At 61.7% G+C, this 25,878-nt stretch carries 29 protein-coding genes; 11 read left to right on the top strand and 18 right to left on the bottom strand.

Going from position 1 to position 25,878, the window contains the following annotated elements; genetic code table 11:
- Window positions 1-8 precede the first annotated feature (8 nt).
- From BTHE68_RS26855 to BTHE68_RS26780, 16 genes are all read right to left on the bottom strand, one after another.
- A complete protein-coding gene (locus BTHE68_RS26855) occupies window positions 9-266 on the bottom strand; it encodes a hypothetical protein (RefSeq protein WP_061177564.1) in 258 nt (85 codons plus the stop codon).
- Window positions 267-731: 465 nt separating this feature from the next.
- Window positions 732-989 carry a hypothetical protein gene (locus BTHE68_RS26850; protein ID WP_061180509.1) on the bottom strand — a complete coding sequence of 86 codons (258 nt, stop codon included), beginning with the start codon at window positions 987-989 and terminating at the stop codon, window positions 732-734.
- A 240-nt stretch (window positions 990-1,229) separates the two neighbouring features.
- Window positions 1,230-1,937: a GntR family transcriptional regulator gene (locus tag BTHE68_RS26845; RefSeq protein WP_174258123.1), complete on the bottom strand. Its 708-nt coding sequence runs from the start codon at window positions 1,935-1,937 to the stop codon at window positions 1,230-1,232.
- 72 nt (window positions 1,938-2,009) lie between these two features.
- The gene (locus BTHE68_RS26840) at window positions 2,010-3,041 is read right to left on the bottom strand and encodes a proline racemase family protein (RefSeq protein WP_162069358.1); all 1,032 of its coding nucleotides are present in this window, start codon (window positions 3,039-3,041) and stop codon (window positions 2,010-2,012) included.
- An 11-nt stretch (window positions 3,042-3,052) separates the two neighbouring features.
- Window positions 3,053-4,534, bottom strand: a complete 1,482-nt coding sequence (locus BTHE68_RS26835) for an aldehyde dehydrogenase family protein (RefSeq protein ID WP_162069357.1) — start codon at window positions 4,532-4,534, stop codon at window positions 3,053-3,055.
- Between the two features lie 12 nt (window positions 4,535-4,546).
- Window positions 4,547-5,839: an NAD(P)/FAD-dependent oxidoreductase gene (locus BTHE68_RS26830; protein WP_162069356.1), complete on the bottom strand. Its 1,293-nt coding sequence runs from the start codon at window positions 5,837-5,839 to the stop codon at window positions 4,547-4,549.
- Window positions 5,836-6,852, bottom strand: coding sequence for a 4-hydroxyproline epimerase (locus tag BTHE68_RS26825; RefSeq protein ID WP_162069355.1), 1,017 nt, complete (start codon window positions 6,850-6,852; stop codon window positions 5,836-5,838). Before BTHE68_RS26825 ends, BTHE68_RS26830 begins: the two co-directional genes overlap by 4 nt.
- A gap of 22 nt (window positions 6,853-6,874) precedes the next feature.
- Window positions 6,875-7,753, bottom strand: a complete 879-nt coding sequence (locus tag BTHE68_RS26820) for a dihydrodipicolinate synthase family protein (protein WP_162069354.1) — start codon at window positions 7,751-7,753, stop codon at window positions 6,875-6,877.
- A 36-nt stretch (window positions 7,754-7,789) separates the two neighbouring features.
- On the bottom strand, window positions 7,790-8,455 hold the full coding sequence (locus BTHE68_RS26815) for an amino acid ABC transporter permease (RefSeq protein ID WP_162069353.1): 666 nt from the start codon (window positions 8,453-8,455) through the stop codon (window positions 7,790-7,792).
- A 10-nt stretch (window positions 8,456-8,465) separates the two neighbouring features.
- Entirely contained in the window at window positions 8,466-9,137 is a 672-nt protein-coding gene (locus tag BTHE68_RS26810) for an amino acid ABC transporter permease (protein WP_162069352.1), read from the bottom strand.
- 8 nt (window positions 9,138-9,145) lie between these two features.
- Window positions 9,146-9,961 carry an amino acid ABC transporter ATP-binding protein gene (locus tag BTHE68_RS26805; RefSeq protein WP_162069707.1) on the bottom strand — a complete coding sequence of 272 codons (816 nt, stop codon included), beginning with the start codon at window positions 9,959-9,961 and terminating at the stop codon, window positions 9,146-9,148.
- A 109-nt stretch (window positions 9,962-10,070) separates the two neighbouring features.
- Entirely contained in the window at window positions 10,071-10,904 is an 834-nt protein-coding gene (locus tag BTHE68_RS26800; RefSeq protein ID WP_162069351.1) for a transporter substrate-binding domain-containing protein, read from the bottom strand.
- A gap of 280 nt (window positions 10,905-11,184) precedes the next feature.
- Window positions 11,185-11,442, bottom strand: a complete 258-nt coding sequence (locus BTHE68_RS26795) for a hypothetical protein (protein WP_162069350.1) — start codon at window positions 11,440-11,442, stop codon at window positions 11,185-11,187.
- Between the two features lie 38 nt (window positions 11,443-11,480).
- Complete coding sequence (locus tag BTHE68_RS26790; RefSeq protein ID WP_162069349.1) at window positions 11,481-11,738, bottom strand: hypothetical protein; 258 nt, start codon at window positions 11,736-11,738, stop codon at window positions 11,481-11,483.
- A gap of 38 nt (window positions 11,739-11,776) precedes the next feature.
- Complete coding sequence (locus BTHE68_RS26785) at window positions 11,777-12,034, bottom strand: hypothetical protein (RefSeq protein WP_061177564.1); 258 nt, start codon at window positions 12,032-12,034, stop codon at window positions 11,777-11,779.
- Window positions 12,035-12,359: 325 nt separating this feature from the next.
- The gene (locus BTHE68_RS26780) at window positions 12,360-14,183 is read right to left on the bottom strand and encodes an alpha/beta hydrolase (RefSeq protein ID WP_162069348.1); all 1,824 of its coding nucleotides are present in this window, start codon (window positions 14,181-14,183) and stop codon (window positions 12,360-12,362) included.
- Between the two features lie 616 nt (window positions 14,184-14,799).
- Between BTHE68_RS26780 and BTHE68_RS26775 the strand changes: the two genes are divergently transcribed.
- From BTHE68_RS26775 to BTHE68_RS26735, 9 genes are all read left to right on the top strand, one after another.
- A complete protein-coding gene (locus BTHE68_RS26775) occupies window positions 14,800-15,426 on the top strand; it encodes an NHL repeat-containing protein (protein ID WP_162069347.1) in 627 nt (208 codons plus the stop codon).
- 18 nt (window positions 15,427-15,444) lie between these two features.
- Window positions 15,445-15,936, top strand: a complete 492-nt coding sequence (locus BTHE68_RS26770) for an SBBP repeat-containing protein (protein ID WP_162069346.1) — start codon at window positions 15,445-15,447, stop codon at window positions 15,934-15,936.
- 482 nt (window positions 15,937-16,418) lie between these two features.
- Window positions 16,419-17,192: a helix-turn-helix transcriptional regulator gene (locus tag BTHE68_RS26765; protein ID WP_232078134.1), complete on the top strand. Its 774-nt coding sequence runs from the start codon at window positions 16,419-16,421 to the stop codon at window positions 17,190-17,192.
- A gap of 213 nt (window positions 17,193-17,405) precedes the next feature.
- On the top strand, window positions 17,406-18,083 hold the full coding sequence (locus BTHE68_RS26760; RefSeq protein ID WP_162069344.1) for a response regulator transcription factor: 678 nt from the start codon (window positions 17,406-17,408) through the stop codon (window positions 18,081-18,083).
- A gap of 81 nt (window positions 18,084-18,164) precedes the next feature.
- On the top strand, window positions 18,165-18,491 hold the full coding sequence (locus BTHE68_RS26755) for an HdeA/HdeB family chaperone (RefSeq protein WP_162069343.1): 327 nt from the start codon (window positions 18,165-18,167) through the stop codon (window positions 18,489-18,491).
- A gap of 31 nt (window positions 18,492-18,522) precedes the next feature.
- Window positions 18,523-19,863 (top strand): amidohydrolase family protein, encoded by a 1,341-nt coding sequence (locus tag BTHE68_RS26750; RefSeq protein ID WP_162069342.1) that lies wholly within the window; start codon window positions 18,523-18,525, stop codon window positions 19,861-19,863.
- Window positions 19,860-20,852 (top strand): CobW family GTP-binding protein, encoded by a 993-nt coding sequence (locus tag BTHE68_RS26745; protein WP_162069341.1) that lies wholly within the window; start codon window positions 19,860-19,862, stop codon window positions 20,850-20,852. Before BTHE68_RS26750 ends, BTHE68_RS26745 begins: the two co-directional genes overlap by 4 nt.
- A gap of 6 nt (window positions 20,853-20,858) precedes the next feature.
- Window positions 20,859-21,515: a MarC family protein gene (locus BTHE68_RS26740; protein WP_162069340.1), complete on the top strand. Its 657-nt coding sequence runs from the start codon at window positions 20,859-20,861 to the stop codon at window positions 21,513-21,515.
- Between the two features lie 377 nt (window positions 21,516-21,892).
- Complete coding sequence (locus BTHE68_RS26735; RefSeq protein ID WP_162069339.1) at window positions 21,893-22,333, top strand: cupin domain-containing protein; 441 nt, start codon at window positions 21,893-21,895, stop codon at window positions 22,331-22,333.
- Here the strand turns inward: BTHE68_RS26735 and BTHE68_RS26730 are convergent.
- Together BTHE68_RS26730 and BTHE68_RS26725 are read right to left on the bottom strand one after the other, a co-directional pair.
- Window positions 22,309-22,704, bottom strand: coding sequence for a DUF2784 domain-containing protein (locus BTHE68_RS26730; protein WP_162069338.1), 396 nt, complete (start codon window positions 22,702-22,704; stop codon window positions 22,309-22,311). The genes BTHE68_RS26735 and BTHE68_RS26730 overlap by 25 nt on opposite strands.
- A gap of 36 nt (window positions 22,705-22,740) precedes the next feature.
- Window positions 22,741-23,367: a dihydrofolate reductase family protein gene (locus BTHE68_RS26725; protein ID WP_162069337.1), complete on the bottom strand. Its 627-nt coding sequence runs from the start codon at window positions 23,365-23,367 to the stop codon at window positions 22,741-22,743.
- A gap of 169 nt (window positions 23,368-23,536) precedes the next feature.
- Here BTHE68_RS26725 and BTHE68_RS26720 point away from each other — a divergent pair, with 169 nt between their 5' ends.
- Both BTHE68_RS26720 and BTHE68_RS26715 read left to right on the top strand, forming a co-directional pair.
- Window positions 23,537-24,508: a GlxA family transcriptional regulator gene (locus BTHE68_RS26720; RefSeq protein WP_162069336.1), complete on the top strand. Its 972-nt coding sequence runs from the start codon at window positions 23,537-23,539 to the stop codon at window positions 24,506-24,508.
- A 142-nt stretch (window positions 24,509-24,650) separates the two neighbouring features.
- A complete protein-coding gene (locus BTHE68_RS26715; protein ID WP_162069335.1) occupies window positions 24,651-25,862 on the top strand; it encodes a M24 family metallopeptidase in 1,212 nt (403 codons plus the stop codon).
- Window positions 25,863-25,878 lie beyond the last annotated feature (16 nt).

Raw genomic sequence — 25,878 nt, 5'->3', positions numbered from 1 at the left:
GTGAGATATCAGAGCGCCACGCCGCCGAGCAGGCTGCCGACCGAAGCGAGCGACTTGGTGATGTTCTTTACGTCGACGTCGGTGTGTTGCGAGGCGTCGACTTGCGTCACCGGAGCGACGTTGGTTTGCGGGCTGGCGAACGAGAAGCCGCCGTTGTAGTTGGAGTTGATGCCGTTGTTCTGGAAGATGCTCGCGCCGCCGACGATGGCGCCCATTTCTGCGCGGCCGAGTTCTTTGCTGACTGCGAGGTTGTCGATCTTCAACATGATGTAGCTCCTGGGATATCTGGTTTGGTGGTTGGTTGAGCATCTTTCGTTGCGCTCGCAGCTACATATGCGAGGGGCGTGCCAGACAGGGCTAGAAGATCTGTTCGGTTAATCTAGTGTATTGATTTTAAAGAAAAATAAAGTTGAGTGGCTCAGATTTGACGGTCTATTGAGGCGGTTTCGTCTGCGCGAGATGTCGGTTGGAGAAGAACAGAAAACCGGACGGTGTCGGATGGTGACGAACATGCATGATCGGACCACGGCAGGAAGGCAAAGCCACACGAGATCGCACGACGAAACTCGAAAATGCTTCGGTATCCGGAATGATGAAGAGATGATGCGGACGCGCCGCGAAACCGAAGCGGGCAGAAGAACAGCAGAAGGAAAGGGGATTTGCAGCAGAAAGAAGAAGAAAAAGGGGAGAAGGAACCAGCGTGGTTCCTTCTCCCCTTCGAGGACGATGCTTTACAGCTTCGCGCCTTCGATCAGGCTGCCGACCGAAGCGAGCGTCTTCGTGACGTTCGTCAGATCGACGTTCGTGTGGGTCGAGGCATCGACTTGCGTCACCGGCGCGACGTTGGTCTGCGGGCTGGCGAACGAGAAGCCGCTCACGGCGTTGGAGTTGATGCCGTTGTTCTGGAAGATGCTCGCGCCGCCGACGATGGCGCCCATTTCTGCGCGGCCGAGTTCTTTGCTAACGGCGAGGTTGTCGATCTTCAGCATGATGTGTCTCCTGGGACTTGGTTGGTTGGATGAGCACCAATCGTTGCGCTCGCATCTCTATATGCGAGGGCCGTGCCAACCGTATCTGGAGGAACACTTCGGTTAATCCAACTCGTTGAAGTTCAAGGAAAATAAAAGATGGCTGAACGAATTCCGCGCAAATCGCGCGGCGCTGGTTCGTTCGATCCGTTGGGCGTCGAAAGACAATCGGCGAAGACGTGTCGGTGCACCGCAGACAGGCTACAGAATCGCCATCGACTCTGTCATGTTCTGCCGCATGTAGTCGAGGAAGCGCTTCTGAAACAGCATCGTGTGTTCGTGCGCGAGCTTTTCCGCGGCGTCCGCATCCCGGCGTGCGATCGCATCGATGATGTCGGCGTGATCGCGGCCCAGCTTCGTAGCCGACGGCGATGTCACGGTGTAATCAAAATGCAGATGCAGCAGACGCTGCCCCTCGCCGAGCAGCCGCTCGTAATAGCCGAGGAAATACGGGTTGTTCGCCGCATGCGCGATCGCCATGTGCAAGGCCTTGTTGGTCTCGGACATCGCGTTGAAATCGCCGCTGTCGATGGCCTGCATGTAGGTGTCGTCGGCTTTGCGGATGCGCGCGAGATCGGCCTCGCTCCGATGCAGCGCCGCAAGACGCGTGACCGCGCGCTGGATGAGGTCCAGCGCCGACACGTATTTCGGGAACTCCTCGATCTCGAACGGCGTGACGAGCGTCGTGCGGTTGGGCAGGATCGTGACCAGCCCTTCGCTGATGAGACGCGCGAGCGCATCGCGCACGGGCGAGCGTGACAGCCCGAATTGCGCCGCGAGCGAGACTTCGTCGAGCGGTGCGCCCGGTTTGAGTTGCAAGGTCAGGATCTGCTTGCGCAACGCTTCGTAGATGTACCGTCCGCCATGCCGGCGAGGACCGTTCTCGGTCTCCGTGGTCCCTTTGCTCATGTATTTACCGCCGTCGTCGTGGGCCCGGAAAGACGGGCGCGCATTCAAGTTTATCATCGTGCGCACTCCGTCTCAGGCGGCCGGGAAGCCGGTGCCCCAAGTATCGCTCAGCATGAAACCGGCGGCGAGCGGATCGTCGGGATCGACGCCGATCTGCTGGAATCCGTACACCCACGCGCGCCCGCGAATGCGCGGCAGCACGGCCGGTTTGCCGCCGACTTCGGTCTTGCCGAGCAATTCGACTTCGAATTCGCCGCCGATGGTCGAACGCGATGTCAGCCGGCTGCCGACATCGACCAGTCCGCGCGCCGCCAAGGCCGCGAGATTGGCCGAACTGCCAGTGCCGCACGGCGATCGATCGACGCGTCCCGGAGGCAGCGTCGTGCAGGTCTGATACAGCGCGTCGCCGAGCCGATTGCGGAACATGACATAGGCGACTTCGTCGATTTGGGGAAAGAGCGGATGCCGAACCCGAATCTGCCCGTTGATGATGTCCTTCAGCGCGACCCCCAGCTCGGCAAGTTCGCGCGCGTGCTCCGGCGCGATCTCGAGCCCGACCTGATCGACATCGATCAGCGCGTAATACACGCCGCCGAACGCGATGTCCGCCTTGATCGTCCCGAAGCGCGCGGTCTCGACATTCACATCCAGTTGCTCGACGAACGCGGGCACCATGTCCAGTGACACACCCGTGCAGCGTCCGTCCTTGCAGGACGCGCGCGCGGTCACGAGTCCCGCGGGCGTGTCGAGTACGACGGTCGTTTCCGGCTCGCGCATCTCGACCATGCCGAGTTCGAGCAACGCGGTGACGACGCAGATCGCGTTGCTGCCGGACATCGGATGCGCTTTGTCCGATTGCAGCACGATGAACCCCGCATGCGCTTCGGGTTTCGTCGGCGCAAGCAACAGATTGACCGACATCTGCAGACAGCCGCGCGGCTCCAGCGTGACGAGCCGGCGCAGGCTGTCGTCCACTTCGTTGATGTAGTTCATCTTGTCGAGCATGGTTTCGCCCGGAATGCCGATGACACCTCCAGTGATCACCTTGCCGATTTCGCCTTCGCAATGCACGTCGACGAGTTGAAGTGTCTTTTTCCAGCGCATGGTCGTTGGCCTTATTTGATGTACCAGCCCCACGGCTTGTCGCTGTCGTAGCGCGTGATCTGCTTGGTCTCGAGATAGTTGTTCAAACCCCACTCGCCGAGTTCGCGGCCGATGCCGCTTTGCTTGTAGCCGCCCCACGGCGCTTCGGTGAAAGTCGGCTGGCTGCAGTTGATCCACACGATGCCCGCGCGCAACGCCCGCGCGACACGCTCGCAGCGTGCGAGATTGCGCGACATCACGGCGGCCGCGAGACCAAAGCGGGAATCGTTCGCATACCGAACGGCTTCGGATTCCTCATCGAACGCACGGATGCACACGACCGGACCGAAAATCTCCTCGTTCCAGATCCAGCTATCGGCGGGCACGTCCGCGAACACGACGGGTTCCATGAAATAGCCCTTGTCGAGATGCGCGGGCCGTCCGCCGCCCGTGACGAGGCGCGCGCCTTCGCTCACGCCGCGCTCGACGGCTTCACGCACCTTGTCGTATTGCCCCTTGCTGACGAGCGGGCCGAGCAGCACACCGTCCTGAAGTCCATTGCCGATGGTGATCCTGCGCGTTTCCTCTTTCAGCCGATCCACCAGCCGGTCATGGATGCGGCGCTGCACGAGCACGCGCGACGTGGCCGAGCACACTTCGCCCTGATTCCAGAAGATGCCGAACATGATCCATTCGACGGCCGCATCGATATCGCTGTCATCGAAGACGATGAACGGCGACTTGCCGCCCAGTTCGAGACTCACGTTCTTGATGTCGCGCGCGGCGGCCTGCATGATGCGGCTGCCGGTCGGCACGCTGCCGGTGAACGCGAGCTTGTCGATGCCCGGATGCTCGCTCAAGGGCGCGCCCGCGTCATGGCCGAACCCCGTCACGACATTGAGCACGCCCGGCGGCAGATCCGCGTTCGCGGCGATGCCGGCGAGTTCGAGCGCCGTGAGCGGCGTCAGCTCCGAGGGCTTCAGAACCATCGTGCAGCCCGCGGCCAGCGCGGGCGCGACTTTCCACGCGGCCATCAGCATCGGGAAATTCCACGGAATGATCGCGCCCGCGACGCCGACCGGCTCCTTGCGCGCGACCGAGCTGAAACGGTCGTCGGAGAGTGCGATGGGCGTTTCCGCGTGCTCGTCGAGCTTCTCCGCGAGACCGGCGTAGTACTCGAAGCAACCGGCGGCATCGCCCAGATCCCAGAGCGCTTCGGCAAGCGGCTTGCCGTTGTCGCGCACTTCGATTTCCGCGAGTTCCTGAAGACGTTCGCGAATGCCCTTGCCGATACGGCGCAACACGGCCGCGCGTTCGGCGCCGCGCATGCGCGGCCACGGGCCTTCGTCGAAGGCCTTGCGCGCGGCCTTCACCGCGATATCGATATCCTCGGCCGTCGCCGCCGCCACGCTCGCAATGACTTCCTCGTTACTCGGATCGATGGTATCGAAGCGGCCGGCCCTGATGGGTGCGACCCAGCGTCCGTCGATGAAAAGTTGTTCATACGATTTCATGAATTCGTCTCGTCAGGAAAAGCGATAGGCGCTGAACGGCGCGAGGTTTTGTTTTGTCGCGCGACCCGCGACCATGTCCGCGATCAGCCGCCCGGTGGTCGCGCCGAGCGTGAGTCCGAGCTGGCCGTGACCGAACGCCATGTACACATTGCCGAGCCTGCGCGAGCGGTCGATGACCGGCTTCGTGTCGGGCATGAATGGCCGATAGCCGACGCCGTACTCGACCTGCGTCGCGCGCATCCCGGGCAATACGCGCTTCGCCTTTTCGAGGATGATCTCCGCGCGCCCGAAGTTGGGCTTCGCGCTGTGTCCCGCGAATTCGATCGTGCCGCCGATCTGCAGCCCGCGCGTCATCGGCGTGAAGCAGAAGCCGCCGTCCGCATAGATGACCGAATGGCGAATCTCGACGCCCGGGTCCGCTACGACCGCCTGATAACCGGCGATGCCCGCGAGGGGCACGCTCACGCCGAGCGAATCGAAGAAGCGCCGCGCGCCGGTGCCCGCGGCCACGACGACATGCCGCGCAGCCAGCCGTTCGCCGTTCGCGAGCGTGACGCCGGTCGCCTGTCCGTTCGATTCGTCGATGCGGCGCGCTTCGCTTTCCACGCGACGGCCGCCTTGCGCGATGAAGCTGTCGGTCAGCGCGGTAAGGAAGCCCATCGTGTCTTTCACGGCGCGCCAGTCGTCGAACAAAACGCCATGTGAGAACTTGCCCGCGAGCGCCGGTTCGAGATCGCCGATGTCTTTCGCATTCAGCCGCTGCGACTTGAAGCCGAGCGATTCGCGCAGCGCGAGATGCGGCGCTTCGTGCGCCAGCGCGCTGGCGTCGTCGAAGACTTCGAGAACGGGGCGCTCGCCGAGCAACGTCTTGTCCTTGCAAGCGTCGAGCAGCGGCGCGTAGTCGCTATAGACGTCGTGCGTGAGCGTGGCCATCGACTGCGCGATCTCGACGATCTTCGCGTGCCGCGCGCACATGAGAAAGCGCAGAAACCACGGGACGATGCCCGGCAGCGCGCCCGGACGCAGCGCGAGCGGACCCTTCTGATCCATGAGCCAGCCGGGTATCTTCATCAGAATGCCGGGCTTCGACAGCGGAATGATCTCGCTCACCGCCATCTGGCCGCAGCTCCATTTGGCCGTGCTGTTGCCCGGCGCTTGCGGGTCGATCAGCGTGACGGCGTAACCGCCGCGTTGCAGATAGAGCGCGCAGCACAGTCCGACGATGCCGCCGCCAATCACCACGGCGGTTTCCTGGCTGGATGGGAGCGGATCGTGCGCGGAGACTTCGCGAGGAACGGCGTTCACTTCACATACTCCTGCAAGCTGAAGCCATGAGCGTAGGGCTGCGCGTCATCGACGTAATACTCCGCGCGCCCGGTCAGCCACGCGCGGCCTTCGACGCTGGGCAGAACGGCGTCGAGACCGTTCGTGAGTTTCGTCGTCGATTCGACCCGTCCGATGAAACAGCTGCCGATCAGGCTTTGATGACGGAACGCCTGACCGATATCGAGCAGCCCGCGCGCGTGCCGTTGCGCGACGCGGGCCGAGGTACCGGTCCCGCACGGCGAACGATCGACAAGACTATCACCTGCGATGACGACCGCGCGCGCATCGGCGTCATTCGACATGGGCGCGCCGGTCCACATCGTGTGATTCACGCCGCGTATGCCCGGATGATCCGGATGAATCACGTCGATCGTAGCGTTCACGGCCGTTTGCATCTGCCGGCCCCAGCCCAGCAGTTGATCCGGCGTGAAGTGCTCGCAGCCCGGGAAATTCGGTTGTACCTCGACGATCGGATAGAAGTTTCCGCCGTACGCGATATCGACGGCAAGCGCGCCGAAATGCGGATGCACGATCTCGACATCGCGGTGAAGCAGGAAACCCGGCACGTTGATGAAGCGCACCGATGACACGCGCGCGCCGTCCATCTCGACCTTCGCGGTGAGCTTGCCGGCAGGCACGTCGACGATGACCGTGCCCGGCGACTTCGGTCGCACGAGTCCCGCTTCGAGCGCGAAGGATACCGAACCGATCGATGCATGGCCGCACATCGGCAGGCAGCCCGACGTCTCGATGAACAGCAGGCTCATGTCCGCATCGGCGGAAATGGGCGGGTAGAGCAGCGTGCCCGACATGTGCGCGTGCCCGCGCGGCTCCAGCATCAGCGCGCGGCGAATCCAGTCGTGATGCTCGACGAACGCCTTGCGACGCGCTTCCATGGTCGCGCCGGGGAGCGGCGGCGCGCCGTCGATCACCATGCGTACCGGCATGCCCTCGGTATGTCCTTCGATGCTCTTGAAGTGATGTGTGCTCATCCGGATGCCCCGCTCGATATCGTCAACCTTGCGCCGCTTCGAACACCTCGCGGAACGCCGTCTTCTCGTCGTCCGTGAGCGGCTGCAGCGGCATGCGCGCGGCCCCGACCTTGAAGCCCGCGAGTTCGCAGCCGTACTTCACCTTCTGTACGAACTTGCCGGATTCCATCGTCGCCATGACGGGGAAGAGCGAGCGCATCACGTCCTGCGCGCCGCGAATGTCGCCCGACTCGAACCTGGCATGGAAGTCCACGACGTGCTTCACGAAGCAGTTTGCCGGACCGCAGATCCAGCTCGACGCGCCCCACAGGAAGAAGTCGAGCGCCTGGTCGTCGGAGCCGCAGGAAAGCTGATAGTGTTCCTTGTACTTCTCGCCGATTTCGATCGCGCGCAGCAGATTGCCGCTGCTTTCCTTGATGCCGACCACGCGCGGGTGGTCCTTGAACGCTTCGAGCACTTCGAAGCCGACTTCCACGTTCGTGCGCACGGGATAGTTGTACAGCACGAGATCGACGTCCGGCACCGCCTTGAGAATCGCGTCGTAATGGCCGATCAGTTCCTGTTGCGACGGCAGCGCGTAGTACGGCGGCGCGATGAGAACGGTCTTGTAGCCCGCGTCGCGGACCAGTTGCGTCTGTTCGATGACCTCGCGCGTGCACGATCCGTTCGCGCCGCCGATCAGCATGCCGCGCTCGCCGACGACTTCGCGCACGGTCTTCAGGATCGCGCGGCGCTCGTCGTGGGTGAGCGCGTAGTATTCGCCCGTCGAACCGAGCGGCACGAAGCCCTTGACGCCCACCTTCAACTGAAATTCGACGAGGTTCGCGAGCGTGTCGTGATCGACCGCGCCGGAACTGCTGAACGGCGTGACGAGTGCGGGAAGAATGCCTTTCATCTGCATGAGTTGCTCCACTGAACGTTGAGTCGTTGATTGGGGTTAGTAGGCGTAACGCCTGAGCAATCGCATCTCGACCACGCCGACGAGACGCGTGAGGGGAAAAGCGACGAGGAAGTAAATGATCGCGACGGTCGTCAGAAACTCCACCGGCTTGGCGGTGCTGTTCGAGATGTTCTGGCCGACGAACATCAGGTCCGCGACGCCCACCGAGGAGATCAGCGCGCTTTCCTTGAACAGGCTGACGACGTTGGAAAGCAGCGGCGGAATCGCGCGCAGCAGCGCTTGCGGGAAGATCACATAAAGAATCTTGGCCTGCGGCGAGAGACTCAGCGCGATACAGGCGTCGTGCTGTTCAGCGGAGATCGATTTGAGCGCGCCGCGAAACGTTTCGCTGGTGATCGCCGCCATGTAGAGCGTCAGCGAGATCACGACCGACACATAAGGCGGAAGCGGAAGGTGAAAGACCACTGGGAAACAGAAGAACACCCAGAAGAGCTGAATCAGCAGCGGCGTGCCGCGAAAGAACTCCACATAGAGCGTGGTCGCCGCTTTCATCCAGCGCGAGGGCGACATGCGCAACAGGCTCAGCACGAAGCCCGCGAGACTGCCGATCACGGCGCAACTGCCGGTGAACGCGATGGTCAGCGCAAGCCCCTTGAGCAGCACGAGCCAGTAGGGGAAAACGGCGGAAAAGTCGAGTTGCATGGTCCTCTCCTCAACGCTCGACGGCGAGGTCCTGGCGGCGCTCGATCACATGGACGAGCTTCGCGATCGGCAGGGACAGCGCGAAATAGATCAGCGCGACGACGGTGTAGGTTTCGAGCGGCCGATACGCTTCGGTCGCAAGGCTCTTGCCCACATACATCAGGTCCGCCACCGCGACGATGGCGACGAGCGCGCTCTGCTGCAGACTGCCGATGCCGTTGGTCATCAGCACGGGCATCGCGGTGCGCAGCGCCTGCGGCAGGACCACATACATCGTGCGCTGCCAGGGCTTGAGACCGAGCGCGACGCAGGCGTCGAGATGCTCCTTCGGCACGGCCTGCACGCCCGCGCGATAGGCTTCCGCATTGAATGCGGTGAGATTCAGCCCGAGCGCGAGCACGCCCATCAGGATCGGGTCGATGAATACGTCGACCATCATCGGCACGCAGTAGAAGAACCAGACGATCTGCAAAAGCGCCGGCGTGCAGCGAAAAAATTCGATGAACAACTGCGCCGGCCAGCGCACGATCGTCCAGCGGCTCATCGCCAGAAGACAGAGCGCGAAGCCGAGCACGAGGCCCATGAGGTTCGATGCGACGGCCAGTTCGATCGTGACCCTGAGGCCATCGAGCAGGGCGCCGAAGCTGCCTTCGAGAAAGCGGAAATCGAATTGATAGTTCATGTCGAGCCTCAGTCGAGATGCAGCACTTTCTCGAGGAACTCGCGCGTGCGAGCCTGCTTCGGGCACTTGAACATGTCGGCGGGCGCGCCCTGTTCCACGATCTTGCCGCTCGCGCAGAACACCACGCGCGTGGCGATATCGCGGGCGAAGTGCATGTCGTGCGTGACGATGATCATCGCCATCTTCTGTTCGGCGAGCTTGAGCATCACGTTCTGCACTTCGATGACCATCTCCGGATCGAGCGCGGAGGTGACTTCGTCGAACAGCATCAGCTTCGGTTCGAGCATCAGTGCGCGGGCAATCGCGACGCGCTGCTTCTGGCCGCCCGAAAGCTGGCTCGGATATGCGTGCAACTTGCTTTCGAGACCGAGCCGCGCAAGATACAGGCGCGCGCGCTCGTTCGCTTCGGCTTTCGAGAGGCCGCCCACCTTGACCGGCGCGAGAATCAGATTGCCCAGCACGGACAGATGCGGAAACAGCGTGTAGTGCTGAAACACCATGCCGATCTGCTTTTGCAGCTTCGCGTCGATACGCTTCGCGCGTCCCGCGTCGGCGCCGAAGATATACGGCTTGCCCTGAAACCCGATTTGTCCGCCCTGAATGCCTTCGAGTCCCATCATGACGCGCAGTAGCGAACTCTTGCCGCTGCCGCTCGGGCCGATGATGACGAGGCGGTCGTCCTCGCGCATGTCGAGGTTCATGTGGTCCATGACGACCAGATTCTCGCCATAGGACTTGTAGACATCACTGAATTGCACGAACTCGCCGGATGTCGAAAGCGAAAAGTCGATCACCGCCGGCGGGACGTCGTGTTGAGCAATCATGGTTTGCGATGACAGCATGAAATCTCTCCAGCAAGCGCGCTAAAGAGCGCGCGATGCTTAGGTATCCTGTTCGAAGAGAATCGAACAGGGCGCGAATTGGCGCGTCACATCACTTGTTTGCGACCAGCATCGCCTGGACAGACGTCTTGATGAGTTTGTCGACAGCGCCCGTTCTGACTTGCGAGTTCACGAAATCGTTGAGCACGGCGAGATCGGCGGCGGAGGTTTCCTTGCGCACGCCGAACGCGACTTCCTGTTGCGCGAGCGGCGGACTCGGCTGGACGGTCGCGGCCCAGTCGGGATGCGCCTCGGTCAGGAGCATGTTGGTGATGTTGGCATCGGCGAGAAGATCGGCGCGCTTCGACATCAGCGCGAGGCGGGTTTCGTCGTTGCCCGGCAGCCGCATGATGCGCGCCTGCTTCAATGTCGCCGTGATCGCCTTGTCCTGCGCCGCGCCCGACATCACGGCGACTGTCACGCCCGGCTTGTCGATGTCGGCGATGCTGCGCGCGCCCTTGGGGATCTTCGGGTTGTTCTTGTTATAGACAAACGACACGTTGTAGTCCGTCGCGGGCGTCGAAAACGAGACCGCTTTTTCGCGCTCCGGTGTCTGATTCAGCGCCATCGACAGATCCCACTTGTCCGATTGCAGGCCGGCGACGATGTTGTCCCACGTCGTATCGACGAACTCGACCTTCACCTTTAGTACGTTCTGCCCGAAGTTGCGGCACAACTCCGAAAAGAAGCCGCTGTACTCGCCCGTCTTCGGGTCGCGCATCACGTACGGCGGCGCGACCGCGGCACCGCAACGAAGCACGCCAGCCTTCTTCACGCTTTGCCAGGCACTGCCGTCTTCGGCCCGAACGGGCGTATGGGCGGCTGCCAAGCCGACAAATGCCAGGCACGCGACAGCACGAAGGGTGAAACGGGACAACTGAACCATGATCGACTCCCGAATAAGAGTAAACCCGCATATGACGTCGGAATTTGCACCACACATGTTTGCGTATTCAAATGTGTGCAGCGATGTATGCAGTGTAGGGAGTCAAAAATGACGCTGTCAACTAGGCGATTGCCCTGAGACGTCGGATTTCGAAACGGAAGGAAACGGTGGCCGCGTAGATCCGCGCATTGCGCGCGAGGGCCGGAAAATTCAGAGAGAGGACCTTCGATGAAGGGGAGAAGGAGACAATGTTGCTCCCTCTCCCTTCGCGGGGTAACGCTTACAGCTTCACGCCGCCGAGCAGGCTGCCGACAGCGTCGAGCGACTTCGTGATGTTCTTCACGTCGACGTCGGTGTGTTGCGAGGCATCGACTTGCGTCACGGGAGCGACGTTCGTTTGCGGGCTGGCGAACGAGAAGCCGCCGTTGTAGTTGGAGTTGATGCCGTTGTTCTGGAAGATGCTCGCGCCGCCGACGATGGCGCCCATTTCTGCACGGCCGAGTTCTTTGCTGACTGCGAGGTTGTCGATCTTCAACATGATGGTTCTCCGGATGACTTGAATGGATGGATGAGGGTTTAGAGCTTCACGCCTTCGAGCACGCTGCCAACCGACGTCAGCGACTTCGTGATGTTCGTCAGATCGACGTTCGTGTGCGTCGAGGCATCGACTTGCGTCACGGGAGCGACGTTCGTTTGCGGGCTGGCGAACGAGAAGCCGCCGTTGTAGTTGGAGTTGATGCCGTTGTTCTGGAAGATGCTCGCGCCGCCGACGATAGCGCCCATTTCTGCACGGCCGAGTTCTTTGCTGACTGCGAGGTTGTCGATCTTCAACATGATGGTTCTCCTGAGGACTTGAATGATTGGATGAGGGTTTAGAGCGCCACGCCGCCGAGCAGGCTGCCGACCGAAGCGAGCGACTTGGTGATGTTCTTCACGTCGACGTCGGTGTGTTGCGAAGCATCGACCTGCGTCACCGGAGCGACGTTGGTTTGCGGGCTGGCGAACGAGAAGCCGCCGTTGTAGTTGGAGTTGATGCCGTTGTTCTGGAAGATGCTCGCGCCGCCGACGATGGCGCCCATTTCTGCGCGGCCGAGTTCTTTGCTGACTGCGAGGTTGTCGATCTTCAACATGATGTAGCTCCTGGGATATCTGGTTTGGTGGTTGGTTGAGCACCAATCGTTGCGCTCGCAGCTACATATGCGAGGGGCGTGCCAGACAGGGCTAGAAGATCTGTTCGGTTAATCTAAGAGATTGATTGCAAGAGAAAATATCTGCGCTTGGCGCAGTTTTGAGTCGATACGCGGGTGCTCGACGGGAGTCGATGTGTCGGATGACGGGAGACAGGATACGGAGGGCTGTCGGCTTAAGACAGACAGGGTCGATTTGCGGGATCAGAAAAAACAAACGGACTGCTTGCTCGCGCAAGCAGTCCGTCACACACCCCACCCCACACCTTCACAACTGCTGCGAAACCCCGAGCGGTGAAACAGGCTCCATCACCGGCACGCTCTTCGGTTGCAGATCGTTGATGAACGTCGCCGACAGCGCAATCACGCTGGCGAATGCGCGCGTATCGTAGAGAGCGTGATCGACGTCCTTACACACTGCGGCCTTGACTCTCGTCATCCGCGACAGTTTCTTTCCGTGCCTGCCGAAGTGCGCGTTGAGCTGATCAAGACCCTCGTCACCCGCGCCATACACGAGCAGCGTGCGTACGCCCTTGCGTTCGAGCGCGTGAACCACACTGTGCGGGTCAGTGAGCGACGTCTCGCCGCTATGCACGACTTTTTTGGCCTTGACGCTGAACAACTGCGAATGCAGCCGCGCCGCCGCATTCGAGGCGAACGCCTTGATGATCGGCTTGAGGCCGCGCTTGCCGCTTAGAACCAGCCACCATTTAGCTGGCTTCAGAAGCGCGGGTCCGAGACGCGCCATCGTGTTGCGCCGCTGGTTTCGCAACTCTTGCAGCGTCATCCTTTCGGGAATATAGAAGCGCTGCAGATTCACGGCGATGACAGCCGCGATAGCCGGTTCGACGAGCGATGCCCGCAACGCGCTGTACGCACCCGAGCAGATGCCGAACATGACGACGGTATCGTAGCCTTTGCGCTTGAGCCATGCGGCCGCAGTCCCGACATCCTCGATCGTGCTTTCCGCGTGAATCGTCGCCGTTGTATCGAGCGTGCCGTCAGGCGATCGCGCCGGACTGTCGCCAATGCCACGCGCGTCGAAGCGCAGCGACGCGATGCCGCGCCGCGCCATTTCACGCGCGATCCGCACGGACAGCCGACTGTCGCCATGATGCACGCTGCCCGCCGTATTCGTGATGACGATCACCGTGCCGCCCGCGAGCCGGTCGCGCGGCTCGCACAGGATGCCAAAGAGCCCCGCAGCGCCGAAGATCACGGGGCGCTCGATCGCTTCCGGGGTTTCGATGATCGCATCGTCGCACATGCCCGGCCGCGCGGCCTTTCTCGCGCGCAGCGATGCGAGATCGTCGGCGCGGCTTTCCTTCATGCTGTCCGCTATCCATTGGGCGGTTCGCTTGAGCGTCGTTTCCGGCAACGTGGACGATGCGGTTTCCTGCATGAAATCGAAGTAGTCGTCGAAGGTTTCCGTTTCGACCTCGACGCCTCGATCGCGCAGTGCGACGCATAGCGACTGGCTCGCGCCGCGTCGCATATCGGCGACGAATACGCGCTTGGGCATGGCAGGCTGACGGCTCATGGCCTTGCCGAGATCGAGTCCGCTCAGGCGGTTGCGAAACGCTTCGCTATAGACCTGCCCGAGTACGTGAAAGGGCGAATCGATCTGCCCCTCACGCACGACGACGGGAAGATTCTCGACCCACGTCTTGCGCAACGCTGTCAGCTCGCGCAGATAGTGACGGCCGTTGAGGACGGGAGCCAGCAGCGCCAGCGAATCTACGAGCGGATGGTGCGATGCAAGCGCAGCCAGAGTCCCGCCGAGACGCAAGCCGCACAACGTCACCTTCGTTACGCCCGTTTCCTTGCGCAAGCGATCGACAGCCGCGCCGATATCCGCGACGAAGTCATCGAGCCGATCGCCTTCGTGATCGATGCCGACCGAATCGCCCGTGGCCAGATAGTCGAAGCGCAGGACCGGAATATCGCGTCGCGACAGCTCTTCGGCCAGAAAGCGCATGGCCTTGTGCCCCCACGCTTCTTCATGCCCGAACGGGTTGCACAGCACGACCCCTTGCTTGCCCTGGCCGACATGAAGCCAACCGAAGCGCCCCCCAAAGACGATGGGCGTCATGAGTTGCCTCCTCGCTCGAAATTACCGATACGCACGCCTGAGCTTCGGTAAAACGCGATTCGGGCAACATTACCGTTCCCTGAGCCGCTGAGATTTGTTTTAGTGTCGCGCATTTTCTTGAGCTTCTGGTTGCACGTTTGCCAAGATTAAACATCCTTTTGATTTTCCCCTTCGGTGCGTTGGCGAACAAAGCTTTAGCCCCTTGGCTCAAGGGGTAAATGACAAGCATTCTTAGCGAATTTCTAAGTCGCTTTCCTTAGGCGTGTCTCTTGAGCGCTAAGTCTTTTTTAGCGGCCTTTTATGCGGGGTGGCGCACTTATGGACGCAAATGCCCCAAGGGATTTGTGCGCTGGAGCACTTAGCGGGGACGGCATCGCGTCAGGCCGTTTTGCGCTGTATCCACGTCGCGTCGGGTTTTTGTCTAGACTTTTGCGCACTCGCTGAGCGCGTTCCCCCGATCCGAGCGCGCTTGCCACGGCGGCGGAGACGGCCAACGCCCGCGCGTAATTGGCAACTAAGTCTGGAAGGGAAGAATTCGTGGCGCAGGACCACGCGCGAGTTTTTCGATGCCGGCCGGAAATGCCGGTCACTTCCAGCAAATATGCTTCGATATCCTATGAAAATGTTTTCGCCTCTTTCTGGTTCGTCCACGATCGGACGGTTTGTCGTCATCGGCGCTCTGGCGAGCCTTCTGGGCGCGTGCGGAGGCGGCGGCGGGAGTTCGTCGTCGTCGTCGAATCCGCCGCCACCGCCGCCCGCCACGCAGCCCGTCGTCAGCGTGTATGCGGGCGTCGTCGATGCCACGGGCTCGACCGATGGAGCCGCGGCCTCCGCGCAATTCAACATTCCGCAAGGCCTCGCGTCGGACGCAGCGGGCGATATTTTCGTCGCTGATACCGGCAACTTCACGATCCGCAAGATCAGCAACGGCGTGGTATCGACGTTCGCGGGAACGCCTGGGCAGGCGGGTTCAGCGGATGGCGCCGGCGGCGGCGCGCTCTTCGCCGGGCCCTGGATGATGGCATCGGACAGCGCCGGTAATCTCTACGTGACCGATCGGGGCGCCAACGCCACGGCCGCCGTCATCCGCAAGATCACGCCGGCCGGGCAGGTGACGACGCTGACGAACGCCGCCACGAATCTCGCCGTTCAGACGGACGGCGGCGGCGCCATCGCCGTGGACAGCAATTCAAACGTGTACGTGTTCACGTCGACGCCGACACAGCCGAGCGTGCTCGCCTAGATCACGCCGGCGGGCCAGGTGAACCTGATCTCGCTCGCCAGCAACTCGGGCGGCGCACCGATGGCGCTGGTGAATCCGCAGGGCATCGCGATCGATTCGGCCAACAACATCTACGTCTCGGACGACGATCTGAACGCCAGCGCCGGCGTGCTCTACAAGATCGGGCTGAACGGGACCAGCGGCGTCGTGACGACGCTCGCGGGTTCGACGTCCGTTTCAGGCTCGACGGACGGTCCCGGCACTGCCGCGACCTTCAACGGACTGGACGCGCTCGCGCTCGATCCGGCCGGCAACATCTACGCAAGCGACTTCAACAACAACACGATCCGGGAGATTTCGCCCGCGGGCGTCGTGAGCACCGTCGCGGGCGTGGTGGGTCAGACACAACTGGCGACAGGATCGCTTCCGGTTTCGCTGCCGGATATCGGGGCGCTGCTGTGGAACGGACAGACGCTATACGCGAGCGATGTGGACGACAACGTGATCATCGCCATTCATCCCTTGCAATGAGATTCGGTGCGAGCCGCACCGGTCATCGGGAAAACCATGGGTTCATGCAGGTTCGCACGACCCGCGCTTCGTAATGGAGCGTCTTCGGTCACGCGACATGCATGAGCCCGAAAGCGACAGGAGAGACTGAACGTTCGATCAGATCTCCGGGCGTCGCCCGACGACTTGCATCGCATAGTCGGGCTCGCTTTTGCAATTGACGAAAATATGCCGAAATCGTCGCTTTTGCGGGGATAAAACGACAAGACGGTACCACTTCCCCTTCCTAACATAGCGACCACTTGGATGACTGGTATTCAAGTGGACATATGAAACAAAGTCCAGTTGCCAGTCCGTTCGCGCGACGACAAGACATCGATCACGCAGTGCATCATCGCGGATATATGCTCGCGCGCCATTGCCTCCCAGCGCTCGGAGGGCAACCCGGCTCTTTGCTCTTCGAGCGCGATCCCAGCATCGTTTTCAGGGCAATGAGCATTCATATGAATCCGCGAGATTTTGCAGCCATTCTTCCCTTCTCCAATTGCGTGCGCGCGGCGGGCACGGACGATTTCGGCAACAACCTGATTGCGGCGCTGGCCGGTCTCGTCGAGATCGAGCATTGCGTGCTCGTCAACGTGAAGCCGCGCGACGCGCACATTTCCGCGCTGGCGAGCCGGCGCGCGCGCGGTGTCGCCACACGGCTGACTGAAGCGTATGTGGGCGGTTGCTATCGCGACGACCCGCTGGTGCGCGAGTTTGCCCACATCGGTGAGACCGAAACGACCGAAACGATAAAGCCGCTCATGCCCGCGGTCCGCCCGCTGATGATGGACCGCGCATCGAACGCGGAATATTTCGAACGCTTCTTCATCGAGCCGGGCATCGCGGACAAGCTGTCGATCATCGCGCCCGGCACGGAACACACGGCCTTTCTCAGCCTCTACCGCTCCACCGCGATGGGGCGCTTCAGCGAACGCGACAAAGCCTGCATCGCCGCCTTCGCCGATTTTCTCGCCGCGCTCGCTTCGACGCATTCGATGTTGCGCGCGACGCCGAGCGTGCCACGCGAGATTTCGATCAAATGGCACACGGCGCTGTCCGAGCGCGAACGTTCCGTTGCGAAGCTTCTGGGGCAGGGCGAGACCGCGAAGACAGTCGGCGCGATGCTCGCACTATCGCCTGCGAGCGTCGTCACCTACAAGCAGCGCGCGCTGGCGAAACTCGGCATCGGCACGCAGCGCGAACTCGTTGCGCTGACGGCACTGCTCGGCTGACATCGAATGGTTCTGTCCTGTTTCGTGAGGACAGACAACATCTCGACACGAATCTAAACTGCTCACGCTCGACTGATTTTCGATGATCGCGGCGTCGGGCAATTCGCTGGAACATCATCCCGTTCGATTCGGTATCCGTAATAATGAATCGGCGACGGTGTGCCTGCCATTTCAACGAACTGCGACGAACGCTTGCGAAAAAGAAGGAAGATCATGCGCGTGTTACTGGTTGAAGACGATCTGCAAATGGGGCAGGCCCTGTTCCGGGCCTTGAAAGATGGCGGCTACCAGGTCGACTGGGTCCGCGATGCGAGAGCCGGACGCCTGGCCATCGATGCGGCTTACTACGCGGTCGTGCTGCTCGACCTCGGCCTGCTGTGCGGCGGCGGTCTCCAGTTGCTGAGAGCCTCGCGCGAATCGGGCAACAAGGTGCCGATGTTGACGTTCACCGCAAGCAGCGATCCGGAAACACGCGTGCGCAGTCTCGATGTCGGCGCGGACGATTGCGTGCTCAAGCCCTTCGACGTGCGCGAGGTGCTGGCGCGCATCCGCGCGGTGTTGCGCCGCCAGGCTGGTTATGCGACATCCTGCATCGGCGACGACTCGATGAGCCTCGATCTAGATCGTCGCACGCTGTTGCGCGAGGGCGTGGCGTCGCCCTTGTCCGCGCGCGAATTCGCGCTGATGCATGCGCTGCTCGAACGGCCCGAGGCGATTCTGTCGCGCACGCAACTCGAAGAACGCATCTACGGCTGGGGCAACGAAGTGGAGAGCAATGCGCTCGACGTGCTCATCCACTCGATGCGCAAGCGCTTCGGTCGCGCGCTGATCCGCAACGTGCGCGGCATTGGCTGGACGCTGATGCATGCCGGGCAGGCGCAGCCAGCGTGAGTAATTCTGCGCTAACTCTGCCTCTCTACGATACGCCTGCAGTCTGCTGATTCACCATTCAACGAAACCAAGGAGTGTTATATGAAGCCCGCAAAAATCCTGTTGGCCCTGATGTGCGTCTTCGCTGTTCAAGCCGCCAGCGCGAAGGAAATGAAAGTCGCCCCGGCAAAGATGTCGTGCGCGGACTTCGTGCAGGTCGACGAAGCGTATCAACCCGCGCTGGTCTACTACGTCGCCGGCGTCGACAAGCTCGGCGTGAAGGGCACGGAGACGACGGTCATCGATACGGCTCAGCCCGTCGCCGCAACCGTGGTGGAAGCGTGCAAGAAAGATCCCGACATGAAGTTCAAAGCGAAAGTGCACGCGATGGTGAAGGCCAATCAGATCGCGCTATTCGATCACCACTGAGAACGCGTGCCGACGAGTGCGAGGTGAATAGATGAGCGCATCGAAGTTCGAAATCGAAGTCGGCGAGGAAATGGTCGCCGGTTTCGCGAAGAAAGGTCTTGCGCAGGTCCGGGCATCGACGACGCGAGACCGGGGCGAAGGCCCCTTCGGCCGCCTCGTGTTGCGCGGCGCGACGGTGATCGATGGCACGGGCGCGCCGCCGTTCGGCCCCGCCGATATCGTCATCGAGGACGGCAGGATCGCCGAGCTTGCCGTGGTCGGCGTGCCGCACAAGCCGGTGAACCCGGACCGCCGTCCGGCGCGCGGCGACCGGGAGATCGATTGCCACGGGAAGTATGTGTCGCCGGGCTTCATCGACAGTCACGCGCATATCGGCACGCCGTTTCATGCGGAGAACGGCGAGATGCTGCCCGCCGATTACATCTACAAGCTCTGGCTCGCGCACGGCGTCACGTCGGTGCGCGAAACGGGCTGCATGAACGGACTCGCATGGACATGCGAGCAGAAGGCGGCAACGGAGGCGAATCGCATCGCGGCGCCGCATCTTTATCCCTATGTTTATTTTCCCGCCGTCAATGATCATCTGAAGACCATCTATCGTCCCGACGATGGACGCGAATGGCTTCGACAGGCGCGCGACAAAGGCGCGGAAGGCGTGAAGTTCTTCGGTGCGCCGCCCGCGATCATGCAGGCCGCGCTCGACGAATGCGCGAAGCTCGGCCTGCGCACGTGTTGTCATCATGCGCAATTGACGGTGATGCGCGCGCGCCGCGCAGAATGGCACGGCAGCTACACGGACAGCACGACATGGAAGTACTTTCAGCCGCAGCGCGGCGGACACGGTGCGTATTTTTATCGATGGTCGGTGAAGAACGAGGTCGAATGGCGCGAGACCTACCGAATCTTCATGCACTTCCTCAACGACTACAAGAATCTCGGCGGACGCGTGTGCCCCGGAAGCGATTCGGGCTTCATGTATCAGATCTACGGCTTCGGCTATGTGCGCGAGCTCGAACTGCTTCAGGAAGCGGGCTTTCTGCCGATGGAAGTCCTGCGCGCGGGAACCTCGCACGCGGCGGATCTGCTCGGCATCGGTGAAGAGGCGGGCGTGCTCGAAGTCGGGCGTCGCGCGGATGTGCTCGTGCATCGCGAGAATCCGCTGGCGGACTTCAAGCTTCTCTACGGCACGGGCGCGACGCGCCTGAACGACGAACTCGGCGCGGTCGAACAGAAACGCGCGCTCGAATACACGATTCGCTCGGGCGTCGTATTCGATGTCGACGAACTGCTCGGCGATGTTCGCGCGATGGTCGCAGCCACATGGAAGAACGGCGAGACGCCGTATGCGCGCGCAACGGAGCCATCGAAATGAAGGCGCCCGCAACGCAATTCATGATGCTCGCGGGCATGCTCGGCAGCGGCAAGACCTCGCTGCTCGAAGCGTTGTTGGGCGACAGCGCCGCGCAGACATCGACGGCGATCATCGTCAACGAGGTCGGCGCGATCAATATCGATGGCGCCGTTCTCTCCGAATCCGCGCGCGGCGCCGCGATGGCGACGCTCAGCAACGGCTGCGTGTGCTGTTCGCTGAACAACGATCTGGTGATGACCATCGAGGATCTGGTGGCGTCGCGCATCGAAGCGGGATTGCCCGCATTCGAGCGCATCGTGCTCGAATGCAGCGGCCTGTCGCGTCCGGGCGAAGTGATGCGCTCGCTGAATCCACTCGCCGCGATGGGACTGCGCGTTCATATCGCGGTCACCTACGATTGCAGCCGCCCGCCGCTCGACGGCGATTCATTCGACGATGTCGCCGCGCAACTCGGCGCGGCGCGCACGATCGTGCTGACCAAGACCGATCTTGTCGGCGATGAACAACGCTGCCTCGAACGCGCGCGTATCGCACGGATCAATCCGCTCGCACATCTCGTCGATGAAGACAGCGTGCGTGAACGCGCGCGCGTTGCTTTTCGCGATATCGAGAGCGGTCAGGCGCTCATCGCGCACGAAGCGGACGAAGGCAGGCGTTCGTCCCGCGTGCTGCTGCATCCGCGCTTGCGCGTCTTTTGTGCGCGCTTCCACGGCACGCCCGAATGGGAGCAGACGCTCGAATGGATGGAGAACATCTCGGGCGTTCTGGGCGGCCGGCTTCTGAGAATGAAGGCGATCGTCGCAGGCCCGGCTCCCGGCGATCGCATTCTTCTGCAAAGCGTCGGCACGACATTCGCCGCGCCGCGCCGGCTGTCCCCGGCGAACGCGCCCGACATGGCCGCCGTTTTCATCGTCAGGGACTGCGGCGTGCAGGAGCTGGAAGAAGCCGGCATGAGTGGTCTCGTGCGCTGGGCTTCGTTGCAGGGCTAGTGCGCGATGATCCACGAGTTCTTCAAGACCGTTCTTCTGATCGTGACGCCGCTGTTCCCGATCATCAATCCGCCTGCGGTTGCATTGATCATCCTCGGGATGGTGCGCGGCGCGAGCGATGCGGACCTTGCGGAACTGGCGCGGCGCATCGCGATCAACGGCTTTGTGATCCTGCTCGTGTCGTTGTCGGTCGGCGCTTATGTGCTGTCGTTCTTCGGGATATCGGAGGCCGTGCTGCGCGTCGGAGGCGGCCTGGTGATCGCGATGGCGGGCTGGGGTCTGCTGCAATCGCCCTCGGACGAAAGCGCCGCGCCGATCGAGGATGCCGGGCGCGCCGCTTCCTTGCGTGCGAGAGCTTTTTATCCGCTGACGCTGCCCATCACGGTTGGGCCGGGATCGATCGCGGTCGCCATCGCGTTGGGCACGGGCACGCCGCACGCGGGGCTCTCGCCGGTGCATCTGGCCGGCGTCGTCGTGGCGCTGCTGTTGCTGTGCGGTTGCATTTTCCTCTGCGTGCGCTTCGCGGGACGTCTCGCGAAGCTGCTCGGCAAGACCGGAACCCAGATTGCGATGCGGCTTTTCGCATTCGTGCTGTTCTGCATCGGGCTGCAACTGGCGTGGCTCGGCATCTCCGGGCTTGTCGGCACGTTGCAGTTGCATTGACGATAGAACTCGCGTCCGTCATGGCAACCGAATTCGCCATGACCGATTGCAACGGCTATTTCCTCGCGTTTCAGCAACTGCATTAGCCTCCATTTTCGAGCCGCTTTATTCGCGCTCGCATATCGCCAGTTTCTCCACTCTTCCGCACGCTTTCCATTTGTCATGCAAATGCATGCATTTATGTTTGCAATGCTCAGAGGTGTGGCATCATGGCCTTACATTACAAGTTGTAAGGTGAGCGGTGAACGATTTCATCGCGGAGATGTCTCCGTCTAGGGCTTCCGCAACTACATCGACGGAGCAAATTACCGAATCAGACGAGTGAGCATTTCCTCGCTCTATTTATGACCGATCATCAGCAACATAAAGGAGCCTCCATGACAACTCCCGTTTTCGAGTCCGTGCGTCTCGACGATGTACAACTCGAGCCGGCGCCGATCGACCCGGCATGGATCCTCGAAGGCAATCCTGTCGCACGCGGCGGCCGCTGGTCGCAAAGTCTCGATACGACCACGTCGTCGTGGGTCTGGGACTGCACTGCCGGCCGTTTCAACTGGTATTTCGACGAGGATGAAACGATCTACGTCATCGAAGGCGAAGTCATCATCACCGCCGATGGTCAGGAGCCGCGCACGCTGCGAGCGGGGCACGCCGCGCTGTTCTACGCTGGCACGCGCTCCGAGTGGTACGTGCCCAAATACGTTCGCAAGCACGCGATCCTTCGTCCGCATATCACGAAGCCGGTGCTGCTCGCGCTCAAGGTGAGCCGCAAGCTCAGAAGCAAACCGACCGGTTATCTCGCACGTTCGTCGTTCTGAATCGTGCGCCGCGGTGGAATGCCGCGCCACGTGGCGACCACGGCAAGAAAGAAGGCCACGTAGGCGAGCGTGAAGACCCAGGCGGGAAAATCGAAATACAGGAACGCGCCGACCCAGCGCTGTATGAAGCCTTGCGTGCCGGACTGCCCGGTGCGCAATCGATCTTCCAGAACGGTGAGCGGACACGGAAGCTCGACGACAGCCAGCGTCGCGACGATACCGATGGCGACGATGTGCGCGATCCGAAACACGCGATTGCGCGCCCAGGCGCATCCGAATGCGGCGCCCGCCCAGATCGCGATCAGTCCGCCGACGATGAACAGCACGATCAACGCGTGCAGCACGAGAATCGTATTGGCGAGCGAGTTCATGTCCCAGGGCCAGAAGGTGCCGCGCGTCGCAATCGCTCAGTCGGCCTTGCCGACCGTTCCGGTTCGCACTTCACCGTCGCGGATGTAACGCGTAATGATTACGCCGCCGGACGTGGCGGCCGAGTGCGTCAGCGTGAAGGCGGACGCTTTTGCGTCGTCGCCGAACAGGCGCTTGCCGCGACCCAGTACGACGGGATAGATCAGAAGCCTTAGCTCGTCGACCAGGCCGGCTGCGAGTAGTTGGCGCACCATGTTGCCGCTTCCGAACGTCAACAGATCGGCTCCGTCCTGATGTGTGAGCGCGCGTACCGCGTCGGGGAGTTCGCCGTCCAGCGCATGACTGTTTTGCCAGTCGAGATCGCCGGATCGATGCGTCGCCACATGCTTCGGTACGCGGTCGAACAGGTCGGCGATGTCGCGGTTGCGCGCATCGGCCGGCACGTGTGGCCAGTACGACGCGAAGATATCGTATGTGCAACGTCCCAGCAGCAACTCGAACGGTTGCGAAAGCAGTTCCTGCAAGTACTGGCCGATGGCTTCGTCGGAATAGGGTGCAATCCAGCCGCCCAGGACGAAGCTGCCGCTGCGATCTTCCTCCGGTCCGCCGGGTGCCTGAATGACGCCATCCAGACTGATGAACGTCGAAACGATGAGCTTGCGCATGATGTTCTCCGAGTGGCAGTTCCAGCTACTTCATGAACACGACGAGCGATCTCCCTGCAAATCGACACAGACGGAGACGCTATGATGCCGGAGGTTCATCACTCTTTCGCTCAGACTTCCGATGTCATCCGCCGCTGCGCGTTCGAAAGCAAAGCATGCGAATCCCGGCATGCACGATTTGCGTGTCATGCGGATCGGCTTTCTGCTTCTCGAGAACTTCTCGCTGATCGCGCTCGGCACGGCGGTCGATCCGTTGCGTATCGCCAATATGCTCGTCGAGCGTACGGTCTACGAATACACGCTGATCGGCGGTAATGGCAATGGCGATGTCGTTCGATCGAGCGACGGCATCCGCGTGATTCCCGATGTCGCCATGGCGGAGTCGGGAGCGTTCGATGCGGTCTTCGTCGTCGGACCGAATCCGATTCCGCGCAAAGGCATCGGCGCGATCATGGACTGGTTGCGACTGCAAGGACGTCGCGGCAGCGCGCTCGGCGGGCTCGATACGGGCAGCTATTTTCTGGCGCGCGCGGGTCTGCTCAACGGATACCGCTGCACGATCCATTGGGAAGATCAGGACACGCTGCTGGAACAGTTTCCGAAGCTCACCGTTTCCAACCGGCTTTACGAAGTGGACCGCGACCGGTACACGTGCAGCGGCGGCGTCGCGCCGCTCGACCTGATGGTGCACTTGCTCGCGCTTCCCCCGGGGAGCCCCGCGCTCGCCGCGCGCGTGCTCGAATTGCTCGTCGCGGAGCGGCGTGGCCATGAAGAGCGGCAAGTGACGTCGCTGCGGCAATACATCGGCGATGCACACGCGAAGCTCGATGAAGCGCTGCAAGTCATGGAGAGCAACATCGAGGAAACGCTCAGCATCGCGGAGATCGCGGCGTTCGTGAAGGTCTCGCAACGCCAGCTGGAGCGATGGTTTCAAGAGCGTTTCGGCAAGACGCCGGCACAGGCTTACACCGAAATACGGCTGCTGCGCGCGCGTCAACTGCTGTACCGGACCGCGCGCACGCTCGAAGACGTATGCGCGCGCACCGGCTTCACGTCCCTCACTCATTTCTCGACGCGCTACAAGGCACAGTTCGGCATTTCGCCGATAGCCGACCGCCGCCGCTATCAAAAAGCGCTTTGAAACAGGCGCGTACGTACGCAGTACGTGGTTAACCCTCGATGTCGAAAAGGCGAATTTTGACGTCGAATCGGGAAATGTTCGAAACCATCAGGCTCCTACCATTCACTCACACCGACGGACTTTTCACCCAGGAGCTGAGTGCATGAAAATGGAGAACCTGATCCGCATCGAGAACGGCGAAAAAGCGAAGCACACGTTCTCCGATGCCGAATATGCGAGTCGCCACGGCAAGCTGCGCGATCTGATGGCGCGCGAAAACATCGACGCCGTGTTGTTCACGTCGTATCACAACATCAACTATTACGCGGACTTTCTATATTGCTCGTTCGGGCGCAAATACGGGCTCGTCGTGACGCAGAAGAAGGTCGTGTCGATCTCGGCGAACATCGACGGCGGCCAGCCGTGGCGGCGCACGGTTGGCGACTACAACGTCGTCTATACCGACTGGCAGCGCGATAACTTTTTCCGCGCCGTGCAGGGCGAAATCGAGGACAGTGGGCGTGTGGGCGTCGAGTTCGATCAGCTTCCCGTCGAAATGTTATCGAAGCTGAGGGCCGCGCTGCCAGCCGTCGAGTTCGTCGATATCGGCACGCAGACGATGCGTTTGCGCATGATCAAGTCGGCGGAGGAAATCGACGTGATCAGGCACGGCGCGAACGTGTGCGATGCAGGCGGCGCGGCGCTCGCGCAAGCCGTGCATGAAGGCGTGCCCGAGCACGAAGTGGCGCTCGCATCGACGCAGGCCATGGTGCGCGAGATCGCGCGACGTTTTCCCGATTCGGAACTCATGGATACGTGGACATGGTTTCAGTCGGGCATCAATACGGACGGCGCGCATAACCCGGTCACCACGCGCAAGGTGCAGAAGGGCGACATCCTCAGCCTCAATTGCTTCTCGATGATCGCGGGCTATTACACGGCGCTGGAACGCACGATGTTCTTCGATCATTGTTCCGATGCTCATCTGCGCCTGTGGAAGATCAATGTCGAAGTGCATGAAGCGGGACTGCAACTCATCAAGCCGGGCGCACGCTGCTGCGATATCGCGAGCGAACTCAACAAGATCTACGCCGAGTACGGCGTGCTGAAGTACCGCACGTTCGGCTACGGTCATTCGTTTGGCGTGCTCTCGCATTACTACGGGCGCGAAGCCGGACTCGAATTGCGCGAGGACATCGAGACCGTGCTCGAACCGAACATGGTCGTCTCGATGGAGCCGATGATCATGCTGCCGCAAGGCTTGCCCGGCGCGGGCGGTTATCGCGAGCACGACATCCTCGTCGTGGGCGAGCAGGGCGCCACCAACATCACGGGCTTTCCTTACGGGCCGGAGCGCAACATCATCGCAGCCTGAACGCGCGGTGCGCGAA

Source organism: Burkholderia sp. THE68, from assembly GCF_009938265.1.
Classification (GTDB): Bacteria; Pseudomonadota; Gammaproteobacteria; order Burkholderiales; family Burkholderiaceae; genus Caballeronia.
Note: the sequence above shows the minus strand (reverse complement) of the source record. Positions and strands in the feature narration are given on the sequence as shown.